At 52.9% G+C, this 18,038-nt stretch carries 17 protein-coding genes; 14 read left to right on the top strand and 3 right to left on the bottom strand.

Going from position 1 to position 18,038, the window contains the following annotated elements; all coding sequences use genetic code 11:
• Window positions 1–113: 113 nt before the first annotated feature.
• From MKX63_RS15360 to MKX63_RS15390, 7 genes are all read left to right on the top strand, one after another.
• Window positions 114–575 (top strand): Fur family transcriptional regulator, encoded by a 462-nt coding sequence (locus MKX63_RS15360; RefSeq protein WP_036731890.1) that lies wholly within the window; start codon window positions 114–116, stop codon window positions 573–575.
• Window positions 576–577: 2 nt separating this feature from the next.
• Window positions 578–841 (top strand): membrane protein insertion efficiency factor YidD, encoded by a 264-nt coding sequence (gene yidD, locus MKX63_RS15365; RefSeq protein ID WP_339249555.1) that lies wholly within the window; start codon window positions 578–580, stop codon window positions 839–841.
• Between the two features lie 360 nt (window positions 842–1,201).
• Window positions 1,202–3,232 (top strand): methionine--tRNA ligase, encoded by a 2,031-nt coding sequence (gene metG / locus MKX63_RS15370; protein WP_341018092.1) that lies wholly within the window; start codon window positions 1,202–1,204, stop codon window positions 3,230–3,232.
• Window positions 3,233–3,432: 200 nt separating this feature from the next.
• Window positions 3,433–4,410 carry a metal ABC transporter substrate-binding protein gene (locus tag MKX63_RS15375; RefSeq protein WP_341018093.1) on the top strand — a complete coding sequence of 326 codons (978 nt, stop codon included), beginning with the start codon at window positions 3,433–3,435 and terminating at the stop codon, window positions 4,408–4,410.
• 48 nt (window positions 4,411–4,458) lie between these two features.
• Entirely contained in the window at window positions 4,459–5,208 is a 750-nt protein-coding gene (locus MKX63_RS15380; protein ID WP_341018095.1) for a metal ABC transporter ATP-binding protein, read from the top strand.
• A gap of 697 nt (window positions 5,209–5,905) precedes the next feature.
• On the top strand, window positions 5,906–6,709 hold the full coding sequence (locus tag MKX63_RS15385; protein ID WP_341018096.1) for a metal ABC transporter permease: 804 nt from the start codon (window positions 5,906–5,908) through the stop codon (window positions 6,707–6,709).
• A 90-nt stretch (window positions 6,710–6,799) separates the two neighbouring features.
• The gene (locus tag MKX63_RS15390) at window positions 6,800–7,531 is read left to right on the top strand and encodes a cytochrome c biogenesis CcdA family protein (protein ID WP_445321831.1); all 732 of its coding nucleotides are present in this window, start codon (window positions 6,800–6,802) and stop codon (window positions 7,529–7,531) included.
• Window positions 7,532–7,538: 7 nt separating this feature from the next.
• On the opposite strand, the gene splB is transcribed toward MKX63_RS15390, so the two are convergent.
• Window positions 7,539–8,615 (bottom strand): spore photoproduct lyase, encoded by a 1,077-nt coding sequence (gene splB, locus MKX63_RS15395; protein ID WP_341018099.1) that lies wholly within the window; start codon window positions 8,613–8,615, stop codon window positions 7,539–7,541.
• A 193-nt stretch (window positions 8,616–8,808) separates the two neighbouring features.
• Here splB and mntR point away from each other — a divergent pair, with 193 nt between their 5' ends.
• The 3 genes from mntR (at window position 8,809) to MKX63_RS15410 (ending at window position 12,133) form a co-directional block, all read left to right on the top strand.
• Entirely contained in the window at window positions 8,809–9,234 is a 426-nt protein-coding gene (mntR, locus tag MKX63_RS15400; RefSeq protein WP_036698430.1) for a transcriptional regulator MntR, read from the top strand.
• Window positions 9,235–9,411: 177 nt separating this feature from the next.
• A complete protein-coding gene (locus tag MKX63_RS15405; RefSeq protein ID WP_341018101.1) occupies window positions 9,412–11,088 on the top strand; it encodes a family 10 glycosylhydrolase in 1,677 nt (558 codons plus the stop codon).
• A 64-nt stretch (window positions 11,089–11,152) separates the two neighbouring features.
• Window positions 11,153–12,133 carry a patatin-like phospholipase family protein gene (locus MKX63_RS15410; RefSeq protein ID WP_341018102.1) on the top strand — a complete coding sequence of 327 codons (981 nt, stop codon included), beginning with the start codon at window positions 11,153–11,155 and terminating at the stop codon, window positions 12,131–12,133.
• A 145-nt stretch (window positions 12,134–12,278) separates the two neighbouring features.
• Here the strand turns inward: MKX63_RS15410 and MKX63_RS15415 are convergent, their stop codons facing one another.
• Together MKX63_RS15415 and MKX63_RS15420 are read right to left on the bottom strand one after the other, a co-directional pair.
• Window positions 12,279–12,617: a hypothetical protein gene (locus MKX63_RS15415; protein WP_341018104.1), complete on the bottom strand. Its 339-nt coding sequence runs from the start codon at window positions 12,615–12,617 to the stop codon at window positions 12,279–12,281.
• 7 nt (window positions 12,618–12,624) lie between these two features.
• On the bottom strand, window positions 12,625–13,578 hold the full coding sequence (locus MKX63_RS15420; RefSeq protein WP_445321880.1) for a DUF1385 domain-containing protein: 954 nt from the start codon (window positions 13,576–13,578) through the stop codon (window positions 12,625–12,627).
• Between the two features lie 206 nt (window positions 13,579–13,784).
• On the opposite strand from MKX63_RS15420, the gene MKX63_RS15425 reads away from it, so the two are divergent.
• The 4 genes from MKX63_RS15425 to MKX63_RS15440 all read left to right on the top strand — a co-directional run bounded on the left by MKX63_RS15425 (window position 13,785) and on the right by MKX63_RS15440 (window position 17,982).
• Complete coding sequence (locus tag MKX63_RS15425; RefSeq protein WP_341018108.1) at window positions 13,785–14,276, top strand: YqhR family membrane protein; 492 nt, start codon at window positions 13,785–13,787, stop codon at window positions 14,274–14,276.
• Window positions 14,277–14,352: 76 nt separating this feature from the next.
• Window positions 14,353–15,423, top strand: a complete 1,071-nt coding sequence (locus MKX63_RS15430; RefSeq protein WP_036731914.1) for a M24 family metallopeptidase — start codon at window positions 14,353–14,355, stop codon at window positions 15,421–15,423.
• 45 nt (window positions 15,424–15,468) lie between these two features.
• Window positions 15,469–16,026 carry an elongation factor P gene (gene efp / locus MKX63_RS15435; RefSeq protein ID WP_036731916.1) on the top strand — a complete coding sequence of 186 codons (558 nt, stop codon included), beginning with the start codon at window positions 15,469–15,471 and terminating at the stop codon, window positions 16,024–16,026.
• 702 nt (window positions 16,027–16,728) lie between these two features.
• A complete protein-coding gene (locus MKX63_RS15440) occupies window positions 16,729–17,982 on the top strand; it encodes an aspartate kinase (RefSeq protein WP_341018110.1) in 1,254 nt (417 codons plus the stop codon).
• Window positions 17,983–18,038 lie beyond the last annotated feature (56 nt).

The following is an 18,038-nucleotide window of genomic DNA, read 5'->3' on the forward strand; positions in this document are numbered from 1 at the left end:
TGCAGCAAGACTGTGGATGCGTTCAGGCAGGCACTTTTATTGACGGGGCAGTGCTTTTGGGGCATTATAAAGAGAGTGCAACACAAACGACCTATGTTATGGGAGATGAGCGAATGCTGTCGACAGATCAAATCCTGGAAGCCATGTCGGGGCAGGGGCTGCGAATCACCGATCAGCGCAAGACGCTTGCCAAATTATTCGGCGAGAATACGGGATATTTGTCTGCAAAGGATGTATATGAGCATATGGGCCGCAAGTATAGCGGGCTGAGCTTCGATACCGTCTACCGTAACCTGCGTGTTATGGAGGAGCTGGGCGTACTGGAGCAGATTGTATTTGAAGAAGGCGTCAAATTCAAGGCAAGCTGCAGTCAGGATCACCATCATCACCATATGATTTGCCTGCAGTGTATGAAGACATACCCGATTCAATTCTGCCCGATGAATCTAACTGATCCGCCGGATCAGTTCCGGGTGGTCAAGCATAAATTCGAGGTATTCGGCTATTGCAAGGATTGTGAGCAGGGAAGAGAAGAAGAGCCGGCCGGTGCTGCCCGCAGCAAAGAGGGACGCTGAGTATGGCTAGCTTACGAAGAACAGTGCAGGCCCCTATCCGGGTCTACCGCAAGTTCATTTCGCCGCTCAAGCCCGCAACCTGCCGGTTCTACCCGACCTGTTCGGCTTACGCGCTGGAGGCCATTGAGGTCCATGGGCCGCTGAAGGGTTCATGGCTTGCTGCCAGGCGGATCGCCCGCTGTCATCCCTTCCATCCGGGAGGCCTTGACCCGGTGCCGCCGCGCAAAGAGCAGCCCTCCGGGGATAAGCCGCTGCATACGACTTGACACGGGCCGCCGGGATGGTTATATTTTGAATAATAAGTGATATTCCGAGGAACGGATAAGTAGATGTGGACACCATTACAGAGAGCCGGTACTGCTGGGAGCCGGTATGGAATGCCAGATTGAATATGGTCCGGGAGGAACTGTGTTCGAGCGGAAGGCCTGAAGCCGAGGCCCTGCGTAAGCGCACGGCGTGTTCCAGCGTTAATGGACAGTTCCGCTTGAGGAACTGACGAAGCCTGTGCTCTGTGAGGAGCCGGGGAATGTTGGGTGGTATCGCGTGAGTTTACTCTCGCCCCATAGAGGGGCGGGAGTTTTTTGTGTGAAATGAACGACTAGGGATAACGAAGGGATGATGAAGTAATGAGTGAGAACAAAACCTTTTATCTGACAACACCGATCTACTATCCGAGCGACAAGCTGCATATCGGGCATGCGTATTCCACGGTAGCCGGTGATGCGATGGCCCGCTATAAGCGGCTGCGCGGCTATGAGGTACGCTATCTGACCGGAACGGACGAGCATGGGCAGAAGATTGAAGAGAAGGCCGGTAAGGCCGGAAAGACCCCGCAGGAGTTCGTGGACGGGATTGTCGTCGGCATTAAGGACCTGTGGAAGAAGCTGGATATCTCAAATGATGATTTCATCCGTACCACGGAGGAGCGGCATAAGAAGGTAGTTGCGGATATTTTTGACCGTCTGCTGAAGCAGGGGGATATCTACAAAGGGGAATACGAAGGCTGGTACTGTATTTCGGATGAGACCTTCTACACCGAAACCCAGCTGGTGGATATTGAACGTGATGCTGACGGCAAGATTACCGGAGGGAAAAGTCCTGACAGCGGTCATCCGGTGGAACTGGTCAAGGAGGAAAGCTACTTCTTCCGTATGAGTAAATATGCTGACCGCCTGCTGAAGTTCTACGAGGAGAACCCGGAGTTTATCCTGCCGGAATCCCGCAAGAACGAGATGATTAACAACTTCATCAAGCCGGGTCTGGAGGATCTGGCGGTATCCCGTACGACCTTTGACTGGGGCGTTAAGGTAAAAGGCGACGAGAAGCATGTAGTGTATGTATGGATCGATGCGCTTACCAACTACATTACGGCTCTGGGCTATGGCTCGGAGGACCGCAGCCTGTACGAGAAGTACTGGCCTGCTGATGTTCACATCGTCGGGAAGGAAATTGTCCGCTTCCATACGATCTACTGGCCGATTATTCTGATGGCGCTCGGCGAACCGCTGCCGAAGAAGGTATTCGCGCATGGCTGGCTGCTGATGAAGGACGGCAAGATGTCCAAATCCAAGGGTAATGTGGTTGATCCGGTGACGCTGATTGACCGCTACGGCCTGGATGCTCTACGCTATTATTTGCTGCGCGAGGTTCCCTTCGGCTCGGACGGAACCTTCACGCCGGAGAGCTTCGTGGACCGGATTAACTACGATCTGGCCAATGACCTGGGCAACCTGCTGAATCGGACCGGCGCAATGGTGGAGAAATACTTCGGCGGCGAGCTTCCGGCTTATGCCGGTCAGGTCACCGCATTTGACGGCGAGCTTGAAGCGGTGGTGCAGAGCACTTACACCAAGGTGGAAGAAGCGATGGAGAAGATGGAATTCTCCGTAGCCCTGACTGCCATCGGCGCGCTGATCAGCCGGACGAACAAATACATTGACGAGACCCAGCCTTGGGTGCTCGCTAAGGATGAGAGCCGCAGCGCTGAGCTGGCTTCAGTGATGAGACATCTGGTCGAGGGACTGCGCACCGCGTCCATTCTGCTCCAGCCGTTCCTGACCGGCGCTCCGGCGAAGATCTGGGAGCAGCTGGGCATTCAGCCGGGCGAGTTGACCACCTGGGAGAGCGGCAGATCCTTCGGCCTGATCCCGGCAGGTACCCGGCTGGTGAAGGGCGACCCGATCTTCCCGCGCCTGGATGTGGCGCAGGAGGTAGCGTACATCGCCGAAGCGATGGGAGCCGGGAAGCCGGCCGCTGCAGAGGCAACGCCTGCTGCTGCGGCTGCTGTGACTCCGGAAGCGGCGGCTGCCGATCCGGAGGAAGAGGAGCATAAGGAAGAAATCGGCATCGACGATTTCGCCAAGGCAGAGCTGCGCGTAGCCCAGGTCATCGCCTGCGAGCCGGTGAAGAAGGCAGATAAGCTGCTGAAGCTGCAGCTGGATCTTGGTTATGAGCAGCGCCAGGTGGTATCCGGCATTGCGAAGTTCTACACGCCGGAGGAGCTGGTGGGCCGCAAGGTGATCTGCATTGTGAACCTGAAGCCGGTGAAGCTGCGCGGTGAGCTGTCACAGGGCATGATCCTGGCCGCCTCCAAGGGCGAGCAGCTGACCATTGCTACCGTGCCGGATAGCATGCCGAACGGAGCGATTGTGAAATAAGAATGCAAAGAGCATCCGCATAATGATTTAATAGCAATCCCCGCAGGCCAGAGGCAGCGGGGATTGCTTCTTTTTGCTCCAAGATCATAGTGCATAGGAAGCCATCCAGATAACGAAATTCAGATCGGAGTTGACTTATCGTAACGATTACTATTATAATTCTGATAGTAAATTTTACGATTTAAGGGGTCGATAGAGAAATGGTAATAAGAAGCTTGCAAAAAGGGCTGCTGCTCGCTGCTGTCCTGCTGCTTACGCTGTCACTGGCCGCATGCGGACCGAAGAGCAGCGGAAGCATTGTTGAAGGAAAAGTGAATGTTATCACTACTTTTTATCCTATATATGAATTCACTGCCGAAATCGGCGGCGACGATGCCAATGTAATCAACCTGCTTCCTGTAGGGGTTGAGCCGCATGACTGGACACCGCGCAGCCAGGATATCATAAGTACCTCCAAAGCGCAGCTGTTCCTCTATAACGGAGCCGGGCTGGAAGGATGGGTACCTAATTTCCTCAAGAGCCTCGATGGTGACAGTAAGACCAAGGCTGTAGAGGTTAGCCAAGGGGTGAAGCTGATTACAACGGATGAAGACGATGGGCATGATCACGGCCATGAAGGTGAAGGCGCTGAAGCAGACGGGCATGGCGACAGCCTGCACACCGACCCGCATACCTGGGTAAGCCCGAAGTCGGCGCTTGTGATGGCCAAGAATATCAAGGATAGTCTTCAAGCCGTTGATCCTGAGCATACTGCAGGCTACGAAGAACGTTACCAGAAGCTCGCGGACCGCCTGAACGCACTGGATCTGAAGTTCACCGAAGAGCTGGGCAAGCTGCCTAACAAGGAGATTGTCGTATCTCATCAGGCTTTCTCGTATCTGGCACGTGACTACGGCCTGTCGCAGCATGCCATTATGGGGCTGTCGCCGGACGCTGAGCCGCGCGGGCAGGATCTGGTGGAGCTGGCGGCGCTGGTCAAGGCAGAGGGCATCCGTTATATTTTCTTCGAGGAGCTTGTCTCTGATAAGCTGGCTAAGACCCTGGCAAGTGAGACGGGTGTATCCACGATGGTACTGAACCCGGTAGAAGGATTGACTGAGGCTCAGCAGAAGAACGGGGACAACTATTTCACCTTAATGGAGAAAAATTTGCAAAATCTCATTCTGGCCTTACAATAATAAGGAAAGTATAAGTAAGGAAAGTATAAGTGAAAGGCGGTACTTCACATGCAACCGGTATCCCTGGACTGCCATCAGCATATGATCGAAATACAGGATTTGTCCTTCTCCTACGGGGAACAGAAGGTCATTTCGAACTTGAATTATACGGTAAAAGAACGTGATTTCCTCGGTATCCTCGGTTCTAACGGTGCCGGCAAGACGACACTGCTTAAGATGATTGTCGGCCTGTTGCCTGCTTCAAGCGGTGAGATCCGGCTGTTCGGCCAGCCGGTAAGGAAGTTCAAAGACTGGGAGCGTATCGGTTATGTGCCGCAGAAGAATGCGTTCAACCCGTTGTTCCCGGCAACGGTCCGTGAGGTCGTATTGTCCGGCCTGTACAACAACAAGAACCTGATCCGGCGGGTCTCGAAGGCCCAGCACCGGCAGTGTGAGGATGCCCTGGAAGTCATGCGGATTCAGGATATTGCGGAGAAAAGAGTCGGCCAGCTGTCCGGCGGCCAGCAGCAGCGTGTATTCCTGGCACGCGCGCTGATCAACCACCCGGATCTGCTGATTCTGGATGAGCCTACCGTCGGCATTGATGCCGAGACCCAGGCCGGATTCTTCGAGCTGATCATGCACATGCATGCTCATCACCATATGACCTTCCTGATGGTCTCGCATGATATCGACATGATGAAGAACTACCTGGGCAGCGAGCCGGTCCAGAAGAATGGTAAAATCAACTTCTATTGCCGCCACTCGCATGAGGCGCAGAACTGTGAAGTCGATAATTTACAGCATACGTTGTCCTGATAACTGTCGTCAATCATTTGGAGCACCCATTGTATAACATTGGACGATAAGTGTATTCTGTACAACTAAAAACAGTGAAACGGGTGGACATCCTCGTCTAATTGTAGTCTGTACAACTAAATTTGCCCGGATGGGCGAAAATCCAGAACTAGAGGCATTTTAAATGCAGGAAATACAACTAAACGGAGATTTGTCGGCACATCCGGCGATTTAGTTGTACAAATTACAACTAAGCCTACCCCGTGCACCTTCATCAGGGCGAGGTAAACCCTCAGCAAGCCATTAGTTAAAGTATTTCTCAAACATTTAGATCTGATGAGCTACTAGTCAGTTTTCGAATCGTCCATTGTACAACATAGGACGATCCCTTAGTTTTTTGATCTTAATCTCTTGACCTTAATCTCTTGATCTTTTGATCTTAATCTCTTGATCTTAATCTTGTAACGTAACTAAATCCCATTTCCAGTGAAGCGTATCCCGAAGGGAGGCAAAGCGATCCTTCCGCAAACGTCCCTAAGCAGCGAAAATCGGTCCTCCCACGCCAGTTGCACTTAGAGGGTGTCCAGAGGGCAGAGCCCTTGGGGCCCTCCCTTCGGGAAGGGAGGGTTTGGGAGGGATCTCGAAAAGGGTTTGATAAAGGGTTTGATAAAGCTTTTCGCATGAAAGGTTTATATTTGAAAGGTAGGAGACATTCATCTTGGAAATCCTGTTTAGTGATTTTTTCCAGCGGGCGCTGGCCGGCGGGCTGATGATTGGCATTACGGCGCCGCTAATCGGCGTTTTTCTGGTGCTGCGGCGGTTATCGATGATTGGAGATACACTGGCGCATGTTACGATTGCCGGGGTAGCGCTGGGTTTTCTGACCGGCTTTTATCCGCTGGGGGCGGGGCTGATCTTTGCGGTCGTGGCCTCATTTGCCATTGAGAAGCTGCGCAAAGCCTACAAAAGCTACGCTGAGCTGTCCATTGCGATCATCATGTCGGGCGGTGTAGCGCTGGCCTCACTATTTTTCACCCTGGGCAAAGGGTATAATGCAGATGTAATGAGCTATTTGTTCGGCAGCATCTATACGCTCAATACAACGGATCTTGTCGTGGTGGGAATCGTAACGATTGCGGTTGTAGTCGTCGTAACCTTATTCTTCAAGGAATTCTTCCTGCTCAGCTTCGAGGAGGATGCGGCTAGTGTCAGCGGACTTCCGGTGAAGCTGCTCAATATGCTGATTACGGTGTTAACGGCTCTGGTGATCAGTACGGCGATCAAGATTGTCGGCTCGCTGCTGGTCTCTGCGCTGTTGACCATTCCTGTAGCCATTAGTCTGCTGCTGTCCCGGAGCTTCAAGTCTTCAGTTATTCTGTCGGTGGCGATTGCCGAGATTGCTGTCACTTCCGGACTGGTCATTGCTGGAGTATGGAATCTGGCTCCGGGAGCAACGATTGTTCTGCTGTTAATTGCACTATTGACTCTAACCCTCATCGGCAAAAAAGGGCTGCCAGCCTAAAAATTAAGCGTACAACCGGCCGCCCTTTGCACCAACTACATAACTGTATCTGTACTGTTGCTACATGAAGTGACCCGAGTGACCCCGACTATGGAAGGAGATGCGCCCGTGTCCAACCTGAATGCAGGAATCGCTTTTGCCGCCGGAGTGGCGTCATTCATATCGCCTTGCTGTCTGCCGCTCTATCCCTCTTATCTATCTTATATTACCGGCTTATCGGTCCAGGAGCTGAAGAGCGGCAGCAACAGCAAAGAGGTCCGTCTCCGGACCCTCTCGCATACGCTGGCGTTCATATTGGGCTTCTCGGCAGTGTTCTATACGCTTGGTTTTGGAGCTGGCTTGTTCGGTGAATTCTTCAATGGCCAGCGGGATTTGATCCGTCAGTTGTCGGCAATCTTAATCATTGTCATGGGGCTCTTTCTGCTGGGGATATTCCAACCGCAGTTTCTGCTCCGGGAACGCAAGCTGGAGCTGCGATGGAAGCCTGCCGGGTACCTCGGCTCCTTCATTTTCGGCATCGGATTCTCGGCAGGCTGGTCGCCCTGCATAGGTCCCATTCTAACTGCTATTATTGCGTTATCGGCCAGTGATCCCGGAACATGGTTTACAATGATTACGGCATACAGTATCGGCTTTGCCCTGCCGTTCTTCGGACTGGCCTTTTTCCTGGGCGGGGCGCGCAAGATCCTGAAATACTCCAACCTGCTGATGAAGCTGGGCGGCGGGCTGATGGTATTCATGGGCATTCTGCTGTTCACCGACCAGATGTTCCGCATTACGATTTGGCTGCAGGGCATCACGCCGCGCTGGCTGATTTTCTAAGAGAAACTTAAGTGAAATAATCAATCCCCGCTTCCGGAAATTGTTCAAAAATCCGCTCTGTGATGAATTCGCGCAGGGCGGTTTGCTGTTCGTCCGGGTAGACATATTTGTTCTGTCCCCATTTCCCCCATTTCTTCTTGCGTTTCTCAATATCCATCTCCAGCTTCGACTTCGGATAACGCTTCTCGATCACGGTCTTGGCCGTCTTAGTGAAGCGGTGCTGGATCATCTCAAAGGTCAGCCCCTTGCCAATTCCCGGCGGCAGCGCATGCGCCAGCTTCTCCAGCAGCTCGCTGTAGCCTTCTTCCCAGCCGTCATGCCAGATAATAGGGGCAATGATGAAGCCCAGCGGATACCCGGAACGGGCGATCTGTCCGGCGGCCTCAATCCGTTCCTCGAAACGTGAGGTGGCTGGCTCAAAGTTCTTAATCACATAATCTGCGTTCACGCTGAAGCGAACACGGGTATGGCCGTTATGCTTCAGCTTCAGCAGCGGCTCGACATGCTGGTATTTGGTCACGAAGCGCAGCCGCCCGAGCGGCTCTTCCGCCATGAATTCGATCAGCTCCGTCAGCGAGCCGGTAATATGCTCAAGGCCAAGCGGGTCTGAGGTACAGGCTGCTTCGAATGTCGTAATTTCCGGGGAGCGCTCGGTGATATATTTTTTGGCTGCATCGATGATGTCCCCGGTGTTGACATAGACACGGATGTAGGGCTTCGCACCCAGCGTGGTCTGCAGGTAACAATAATGGCAGTGGCCCATGCACCCGGTGGCAATAGGAATTGCATAATCGGCAGACGGCTTCGACTGGTCAAAAGTAAGCGTCTTGCGCAAGCCGACCACAAGCGTCCGTTTGGCGATTTTGTATTGCTCGACTTCCGTCTCGCCCGGCAGATTGGTGATCCGGTTATGCGAGGTGGTCATGCGGTAGGGAATATTGCGGGACTTGACCCACTCCATAATCCGCTCCCCTTTGGGATAATTCAGCGCATCAGGTTCAAAGAACACCAGTTCCGGGATGAAGAGGCCGGTGGGCTTGCGTATTCTTTTGGCAGGAGGGCGTTCGGGTGTGATTAAGCTCATGATTTCACGCTCCTTAGGGATGAGGATAACGTTATTGTGCCAATCCGCAGGCGAATGGAATCATGGTAAACATCACTAAGCGGGGAAGCGGATGACCGGCAGGACTTGCCAAGGAGCGGCAGAAGCATGTATCATTGTTAGAGCAAGGCCCGGTCCCACCGTTACGCTCATTATAGAAAAGAGGTAAGCTAGAATGCCAACACCCAGCATGGAGGATTATTTGGAGCGCATATACAAGCTCATCGACGAGAAGGGTTATGCGCGGGTCTCGGATATTGCCGAGGGGCTGGAGGTCCATCCCTCCTCTGTGACCAAGATGATCCAAAAACTGGATAAGGACGAATATCTCATCTATGAGAAATATCGTGGGCTTGTCCTAACAAGCAAAGGAAAAAAAGTGGGGAAACGTCTTGTGGACCGCCATCAGCTGCTGGAGGAGTTCCTCGGGATTATTGGGGTACAGCAAGAGCATATTTATAAGGATGTTGAAGGCATTGAGCATCACTTGAGCTGGGATTCCATCACCCGGATCGAAACGCTGGTGGAATATTTCCGCCGGGATGAAGCGCGTGTGCAAACCTTGTACGATATTCACCATGAGATAGCCAGCGATTCATAAACGTGGCTTTTTTTGTTTGATTAGCGCAACCTTTCCAGTTTTTTTACGTCAAAACGGGTACCGTTCCTTTTTCACCTAAGGAAGGCTTCCGTTTACAAAAGAACGGCCTTCTCCCTGAACAGAGGATGAGAGGGCTGTTTTTGTACATAAATATATTTTTACAATCTGGGAGGAATTATGAATTACCGTAAATGGATTATGGCATTACTTGTGCTTATATTGTGTCTTCCGGTGTGGACGCCGAAGGTCAAGGCAGCTTCTGTGCAAATCACCATTGAACTGGATGGGGAGACGCTGAACCCGGATGTGCCGCCTTATATTACACGTACTAACGTTACGATGGTGCCGGCCGGAGTGATTAGCCAGGGACTGGGTGCCGGTGTGAAATGGGATCAGGCCAGTAAGACAGCAACCATCAGCAAGGATAATAATGTACTGCAGCTGACCAGCGGCAAAACAAGCGCAATCGTTAACGGTGCTGCCGTCCGTCTGGATACTTCTGTGCAGATCTCGCAGGGGCGGGTGATGGTACCGCTTCGCTTTGTAAGCGAGCAGCTTGGGCTTCAGGTAGTCTGGGATCAGGCTACGAAGCATATTTCCTTATATTCCGGCATGGAGATCGGCGGGCCTTCTACACCTGTGACGCCGACCGTTCCGTCAGTGCCTACACCAACGGTACCTACGCCATCTGTGCCTATCCCAACGGTGCCGTCACCAACCGTACCTTCCATTCCTGGTGTCAAGACCGGGAAGGCGATGAAGGGTGCCTGGGTATCTACCGTGTATAATCTGGATTGGCCCTCAACGTCTTCGGCAGGCAATCCGGACAAGCAGAAGAAGGAGTTCGACAGCCTGCTGGACAAGCTGAAGGCGGCCGGATTCAATAGTGTATTCGTCCAGGTCAGACCTTCCGGTGATGCGCTCTATCCTTCACAGATCGTGCCCTGGTCCAAGGTGCTTAGCGGGACTCAGGGTAAGGAGCCTGGCTATGATCCGCTGGCCTATATGGTTAACAGTGCCCACAGCCGGGGAATGCAGCTGCACGCCTGGTTCAATCCGTTCCGGGCTACAACCGATGCTTCTACCAGCAGTCTAGCCCCTAACCATGTCGCTAAGCTTCATCCGGACTGGATTGTTAAGGCGGAGAACAAGCTGTACATCAATCCGGGGATTCCGGAAGCGCGGCAGCATATCATTGACACGGTGATGGAGGTAGTCAGAGGGTACGATATCGACGGGGTGCATCTGGATGATTACTTCTATCCGTCCAATGTAGCTTTTGCCGATGACACAGCCTTCAAGACCTACAATACACAAGGGATTACCAGCAAAGGCAACTGGCGGCGGGATAATATCAACCAGTTCATCCGTCAGCTGGGGCAGGAGATTCATGCAGTGAAGCCGTCCGTCTCTTACGGAGTCAGCCCGTTCGGGGTATGGCGCAACAAAAAAGCGGACAGCACCGGCTCAGATACTACAGCAGGGGTGTCAGCCTACGATGATATGTATGCGGATGTGCGCACCTGGATTCAGAACGGCTGGATCGATTATGTAGCCCCGCAGGTCTACTGGAGTCTCTCCTTCAGCGCCGCCCGTTATGATAAGCTGGTGGACTGGTGGGTGAATGAGGTTAAGGGAACGAAGGTTAAGCTGTATATCGGCCTGGCTTCCTACAAGGTTGGGGATACCAAGCAGACAGCGGAATGGCAGAGCGGAGATCAGATTATCAACCAGCTCAAATATAATGAGAAATACGATGAGGTATCAGGCAGCATCCTGTTCCGGGCGAATGATATTGTGGTTCGTGACCCGTACGGGCTGGCCAGTCTGCTCAGCTTCTATTTCAAGAGTTAAGTCATGAATAGTCCCCCGTGCTCATAGATAACAATACATTCTATGGAACGGGGGTTTGTCATGTATGGAGATTAACGCAGTATTTGAAGGCGGGGGAGTCAAAGGAATTGCCCTGGCAGGTGCGGTGGAGGCGACGGAACGCGCGGGACGCACCTTCGGGCGGGTAGCAGGAACCTCATCCGGTTCGATCATTGCCTCGCTGCTGGCAGCGGGGTACAGCGGGGAGACCATGAGCCGGATTATCCGGCGAACACCGTTCACCTCTTTTCTGAAGCGGGGAGCACTCTACAACACCGCCTTTGTTGGGCCGGCCTTGCGTGTGCTGCTCAAGAAAGGACTGTACTCAGGTCAGGCGCTGGAATCGTGGATACGCGGCTTGCTGCTGGAGCAGGGGATAGTTACGTTCCGGGATTTGCCGTGCGGCAAGCTGCGGGTGATTACATCGGACATTACCAACGGGCGGATTGTGGTGCTGCCTGATGATCTGGTGCTGTACGGGATCGAGCCTGAGCGCTTCGAAGTTGCCAAGGCGGTGCGGATGAGCTGCAGCATTCCGTATTTCTTCGATCCGGTGATCCTGCGGCTGGCCGGTGAGGCGGCCCGGGGGAAATCATTCAGCGGGCAGCTGGTCTATATGGTGGACGGGGGAGTGCTAAGTAATTTCCCGCTCTGGCTGTTCGATGAGAAGAAGGACGGCTTCCTCTCACCGCAGCGCAGGACACCAACGATCGGCTATCAGCTGATCGGGAAGACGGCTCCGCAGCCGCATCATATTACGGGGCCGTTCAGCATGCTGGAGGCAATGGTGGAGACGATGCTCTCCGCGCATGATGAACGCTATATTGAGACGGATAAATTCGTTCGTACGGTTAAAATCCCTACGCTGGGTATCTCCACCACCGAGTTTCATATCACACAGGCACAGACGGACGCCTTGTATACGGCGGGCATCGCTGCCGGAGAAGAGTTCTTCGCTAACTATCGTCCGGCACCGCCGTCCTGCACCCGGAGGGAAGCCCTTGATCCCGCAGGTTCAAGGCGGTAACAAAATAACCCCACAAAGTGCGGCTTTAGCTTAGAAGATGAGTCAGGTGCTTTGCGGGGGCCCCAAAAACAAAAAAAGGCATCCCGCTCGTGATTTGATCACGTGGGGGTGCCTTTTGCAGCTCTACTTCGTTAACATTCAGTATTCAGTGATATTTGGGCAACTGATCGTCATTCTTACCCTTACTGCCTTCGATGACCTGGAAGGGATAGCTTTTGCGCTTACCGGGTGAACCAGTGGTCTTGCGGATGCCGGCAACCTTGGACATCGTCTTGGCTGAAGGCTTAACCTTGGTGCGCGGACGGCCGGGTCCGCCGCCCATTCTTCCGGGGGCTACCTTGTAGGCGTAATACAACAGTCCCAGCAGAATCAGGGGTAAGATGAAGATGGACAGGGCCATCAGGCCGCGTGCCATAATATCTACCACCAGGCCCCATACGGCAAGAGCTGTTGTAATCCAAAATATCAAAGCATGTCTGATCATGGGCTAATCATCCTTTCGCAGGATCCAAAATGCCGCCTGACACACTTGCCTCCGAATATCCTTTTGCTTCAATTGCAGCGTCCAGCTCCCGCATCCGGTTGAAGGAAGCGATCGACACCTCTACCATATCGTCCTTAGGCTCCTTGGTAGTCAACAGCTGCAGCCACAGGCCCGGGTACCCCAGATACTTGAGGCCGGGAATATCTCTTACCGCATTCGTGCCCTTCAGTACCTCGAACGAGATTCCAATGACCACCGGCAAAAGAACGATACGCTGCAGCACCCGTTCCATCAGGGAATCCCACGGGACGACTGAGTAGATAATTACACCGAGGATAATCGTCAGCATCATGAAGCTGCTTCCGCAGCGGTAATGCAGACGGCTGTATTTCTGTACGTTCGCTACGGTCAGCTCTTCACCGGCTTCGAAGGCGCTGATGACCTTATGCTCAGCTCCGTGATACTGGAAGAGCCGCTTGATCACTGGCGTCTGGGAGATCGCCCAGAGATAGACGAGCAGGAGAACCAGCTTAATGCCGCCTTCCACAAGGTTGTGCAGAATATAGTTGTCAAATACATTCTTGAACAAAAAATCTTCTACGAATACCGGGACCAGCGTAAAAATCAGCTTGCCGAACAGGAAAGACAAAATCCCCATTACAGCTACACCAAAGATCATTCCGAGGCTCCAGCCTTCGTCCTTCTTCTTGTCCTTACCCTTCGCCTGCTGCTTGGCAAGCTCTTCCGGCTCCGTCTCGTCCTCGGCATAAGATTCTGCCGAATAGTTCAGATGCTTCGAGCCTTTGGCGCTGGAATCTATAATACTGACAATGCCGCGAAGCAGCGGAATCTTGCGCAGTTTAAGGACCCAGCTCTTATCGCTCTTCGGCACCTCCAAAAATGTAATCTCCTGATTCTTTCGTCTTACTGCTGTTACGTTGACATGCTTGCCGCCGAACATGACGCCTTCGATGACGGCTTGGCCGCCGTAACTGGGAGTTTCCTGGGACAACCAATTCACCTTCCCGTATATTGATATGATTTATATAATACATTGTAACTAATTTTTAAACACATTACTAGTTGGATTGCCGTCAGTTGTACATACTAGGCATAGAGAGCGGAGTGGAAACCGGATTAACCCCATACCGAAAGAGAGGCGGCTCTATGAGTTCTTCCAGCAAGCCCAAAAACGTTCAGACGAATCCTTTTTATTTCTCCATTGAACTAGGTTATTTCGCCGGTTTAATCTGGGGGGGATTGCACTGGCTGATGTATGTTCTGCACTTTACCAAGGTCATTCCGGGTTTTTTGGCGGAGCCTTTTTTCAAGCATGAATTTCTGTTGACCCCTGCCGGACAGCTGCTCGGTTATTTATGCTTCATTGTACTCTCCGTATTGGCTTCCCTGATCTACGTGTTTATTTTCCGGAAGCTTAACGGCCCTTGGCCTGGGATGATATACGGGGTGCTGTGGTGGTCGGTCCTGTTCCTTGCCTGCTCGCGCTTATTCCTGCTCCAGCCTCCGTTCAAGCTGCCGTGGAACACGGTCATCAGCGAATTCTGCCTGTTCCTGCTCTGGGGATTATTCATCGGATATACGGCGGCAATCGAGTATACGGATGAACGCAAACGCGAACAGCAGACGAAGCTGGCTTAGGCCCTTCGAAAAAACTTCTCAGTTGGCCTGCCGCTATGGTAAAATACAATGTGGCTATTTCGAGAGGAGAATGAAAATGGGCAACAAGCGCGTCTCCAAGCTGCGTAAGGTTCTGCAGGAACTGGGACTGGATGCGATGTTAATTACCAGCGGATATAACCGCCGCTATTTGAGCGGGTTCACCGGCTCCTCCGGGTATGTACTGGTTACCGGTGATGACAGTTATCTGCTGACTGATTTCCGGTATATGACACAGGCCTCGGAACAGGTGAATGGCCTCAAGGTGGTACAGCATGACTCCAAATTCATTGACACCGTGCGGGAACTGCTGCCGAAGGGCGGACAAGTCCGCGTCGGCTTCGAGCAGGATGATGTGACCTTCAGTGCGTACACCGCTTATGCGGAGGCTCTTGCCCCGGCAGCTATGGTACCGGTATCGAAGGCTGTTGAGAACCTGCGTATGTTCAAGGACGAGGAAGAGCTGGCTGTTATGCAGCGGGCTGCCGATCTGGCAGACGCCACGTTCAGTCATATCCTGAATGTGATCAAGCCGGGCATGACGGAACGCGACGTTGATCTGGAAATGGAGTTTTACATGCGTACGCATGGTGCAACTTCGTCTTCATTCGATACGATCGTCGCTTCCGGTGAGCGTTCAGCTATGCCGCATGGAGTAGCGAGCAGCAAGGTTATCGGGAACAACGAATTCGTCACCTTCGATTTCGGCGCGCTCCTGGACGGTTACTGCTCCGATGTGACCCGTACGATTGCTCTGGGTTCACCGGACCCTAAGCTGAAGGAGATCTACGATATTGTGCTTGAAGCGCAGCTTCATACGCTGGCGCATATCAAGCCCGGCATGACCGGCCGTGAATGTGATGCTCTGGCCCGGGATATCATCACCCGTTACGGGTACGGTGAATACTTCGGCCACAGCACAGGCCATGGTCTCGGGATGGAAGTACATGAATGGCCGCGGTTATCCAAGCTGGCGGATGAAGTCATCCAGCCGGGGATGGTTGTTACTGTGGAGCCGGGAATCTATCTCTCGGGCCTTGGCGGCGTACGGATTGAAGATGATATTGTCATTACCGAGAGCGGCATCACGCTGCTGACACATTCATCGAAGGATTATTTGGTACTGTAAGACACTATCATTCAGTTCATTTATGGATTCCAGGAGGGATTTTTTGTGATTTCAGTTAACGATTTTAAGACAGGCCTGACCGTAGAAGTAGAAGGGGACATCTTCACCGTCCTAGATTTCCAGCACGTGAAGCCGGGTAAAGGCGCAGCCTTCGTCCGCTCCAAGCTGAAGAACCTGCGTAACGGCAATACGGTTGAGCGTACCTTCCGTGCAGGCGAAACGATTGGCCGCGCCATCATCGAGAACCGTGGCGTACAGTACCTGTATGCAAGCGGCTCCGAGCATGTGTTCATGGACAACGAGACTTACGACCAGTTCGAATTGACAGCCAAGCAGCTCGAATGGGAGCTTAACTTCCTTAGAGAGAACATGACCGTAAATATCGTCAGCTACCAGGGCGAAATCCTCGGGATCAACCTGCCGACCAGCGTAGAGCTGAAGGTTACCGAGACCGAACCGGGCGTGAAGGGTAACACGGCTCAAGGCGCAACCAAAGCTGCTGTTCTGGAGACCGGTCATACGGTTCAGGTACCGCTGTTCATCAACGAAGGAGACGTTCTCCTGGTCGATACCCGCGAAGGTAAATATATCTCCCGCGCGTAGGAGTCTTTTTGGATTCCAAATGTAACTTTGAGGGCCTCCCCGCTTGATGCGGCGGAGGTCTTTTTGCAAATATAAGGGAACTCCTTCTATTTCCTGCTGAAACGGAACCGTCCTTCAAAAGAACGGCAAAGCCGTTTCCACTTGTGTGGCAGGCTGGCCGAGAGGGAAGAAGTGATGGGAAAAGCGGATGAAAGGGATAAATCCCTCTGATTTAGCGGGAGGTTAGCTAAACGGGGGGATTAAAGGTATTAATCCCTTAGATTAAGCTAAAAGTGGACAGGACGGGTAAAATCAAAGGGATAAATCCCTCAGATTGGTAAGAAGCGGATGGCACACTAGGAATTAAAGGGATAAATCCCTCAGACGTACGTCTCAGGTGGGGCTGAATGTGGAGTGAAGGAGAGTAATGAGGAGCACTAGTGCACCAGAATTGGGCCAAAGTAGGCTGGATGACTGAATGAGGAGCACTAGTGCACCAGAAATGGGCCGAAGCGGGCTGGATGAGTGAATGAGGAGCATTAGTGCACCAGAATGAAGCCTGAGCAGGCCGTGGCGGGCTGGAGATTAAGGCCGGGTTCATCAAAAATGGGCATATTATTTTGTGAAACCATTAACGCATGTTATGATTTTCGTATTATACTGTGTTAAAGCGTTAACCAAAATTCAAGCTACTTTAGAGCGAAATAGGGAGTGAATGGAACTTTGTCACTTTATGTCATGAAATTCGGGGGCAGCTCCGTCGGCGATGTTGAACGCATGAAGCGGGTCGCCGGGCGGATCGCAGCCAAGCAGGATGAAGGACATCGCTGCGTTGTGGTGGTCTCCGCTATGGGAGATACCACAGATGATCTGATCGATCAGGCGAAACAGCTGAACGGTCAGCCCCCCGCACGCGAGATGGATATGCTGATGACTACCGGAGAGCAGATCTCCGTTGCGCTTCTGTCGATTGCGCTTCACGGAATCGGCCGGAATGCCGTATCCTATACAGGCTGGCAGGCCGGGTTCCGTACCGATGAGACCCACGGCCGGGCACGGATCAGTGAGATTGTTCCACGCCGGGTGCTGGAGTCGCTGGAGCGTGAGCAGATTGTAATTGTAGCCGGCTTCCAGGGCATGACGCTGGATGGCGAGATCACCACGCTGGGCCGCGGAGGCTCGGATACGACGGCGGTTGCGCTGGCTGCAGCGATTAAAGCGGATGTCTGCGAGATCTACACTGACGTCGACGGGATCTACTCGACTGACCCGCGTATTGTGAAGACGGCGCGCAAGCTGAAGGAAATCTCCTATGACGAGATGCTGGAGCTGGCGAATCTCGGGGCAGCCGTGCTGCATCCGCGTGCTGTGGAATATGCCAAACGATATCAAGTGAAGCTGGTCGTAAGATCAAGCTTTAACCATAATGAAGGTACTGTGGTGAAGGAGGAAGCAAGCATGGAGCAGGGTGTAGTGGTAAGCGGAATTGCCTATGACAAGAATGTGGCCCGGATCAGTATTCTGGGAGTTCCTGATGTACCGGGGGTACTTGCGCAGGTATTCGGCAAGCTGGCCGATGAGGGCGTGGATGTTGATATTATCGTGCAGAGCGGGGTGCAGAACGAGACTGCAGATTTCTCCTTCACTGTAGCGCTTGGCGATCTGGTGAAGGCCAAGGAGGTCATCGAGGGGCTGCACAGCGTATTGCCTTACCGTGAAGTGACCTCTGAGGACAGTCTGGTCAAGGTGTCGATTGTCGGCGCCGGGATGGTCAGCCACCCGGGGGTTGCCGCCAAGATGTTCGAGGTCATCTCGAATGAAGGCGTGAGCATCAAGATGGTCAGCACCTCCGAGATCAAGGTATCGTGTGTGATTGAATCCGGCAACCTGCAGCAGATTATTCAGGCGCTGCATACCGCTTATAACCTGGATACAGAAGAGCAAGCCTTCGTGGGAGGTCCGCAGGACCGCCGCTAAGCCTGCCGGAAGGTATCGTAATTACAGAAGAGTGCTGTTCCCCGCCGAAGCGGAGA

Origin of the sequence: Paenibacillus sp. FSL R7-0179 (genome assembly GCF_038002265.1) — a bacterium.
GTDB lineage: Bacteria > Bacillota > Bacilli > Paenibacillales > Paenibacillaceae > Paenibacillus_AQ.

Excerpts from the sequence above, each read along its gene's own strand:
- MKX63_RS15410 (WP_341018102.1), top strand. The coding sequence starts at position 11,153 with ATGGAGATTAACGCAGTATTTGAAGGCGGGGGAGTCAAAGGAATTGCC.
- MKX63_RS15390 (WP_445321831.1), top strand. The coding sequence starts at position 6,800 with ATGGAAGGAGATGCGCCCGTGTCCAACCTGAATGCAGGAATCGCTTTT.
- metG (WP_341018092.1), top strand. The coding sequence starts at position 1,202 with ATGAGTGAGAACAAAACCTTTTATCTGACAACACCGATCTACTATCCG.
- MKX63_RS15415 (WP_341018104.1), bottom strand. The coding sequence starts at position 12,617 with ATGATCAGACATGCTTTGATATTTTGGATTACAACAGCTCTTGCCGTA.
- MKX63_RS15380 (WP_341018095.1), top strand. The coding sequence starts at position 4,459 with ATGCAACCGGTATCCCTGGACTGCCATCAGCATATGATCGAAATACAG.
- splB (WP_341018099.1), bottom strand. The coding sequence starts at position 8,615 with ATGAGCTTAATCACACCCGAACGCCCTCCTGCCAAAAGAATACGCAAG.
- MKX63_RS15425 (WP_341018108.1), top strand. The coding sequence starts at position 13,785 with ATGAGTTCTTCCAGCAAGCCCAAAAACGTTCAGACGAATCCTTTTTAT.
- MKX63_RS15430 (WP_036731914.1), top strand. The coding sequence starts at position 14,353 with ATGGGCAACAAGCGCGTCTCCAAGCTGCGTAAGGTTCTGCAGGAACTG.
- MKX63_RS15420 (WP_445321880.1), bottom strand. The coding sequence starts at position 13,578 with ATGTTCGGCGGCAAGCATGTCAACGTAACAGCAGTAAGACGAAAGAAT.
- MKX63_RS15405 (WP_341018101.1), top strand. The coding sequence starts at position 9,412 with ATGAATTACCGTAAATGGATTATGGCATTACTTGTGCTTATATTGTGT.
- mntR (WP_036698430.1), top strand. The coding sequence starts at position 8,809 with ATGCCAACACCCAGCATGGAGGATTATTTGGAGCGCATATACAAGCTC.
- MKX63_RS15375 (WP_341018093.1), top strand. The coding sequence starts at position 3,433 with ATGGTAATAAGAAGCTTGCAAAAAGGGCTGCTGCTCGCTGCTGTCCTG.
- MKX63_RS15360 (WP_036731890.1), top strand. The coding sequence starts at position 114 with ATGCTGTCGACAGATCAAATCCTGGAAGCCATGTCGGGGCAGGGGCTG.
- yidD (WP_339249555.1), top strand. The coding sequence starts at position 578 with ATGGCTAGCTTACGAAGAACAGTGCAGGCCCCTATCCGGGTCTACCGC.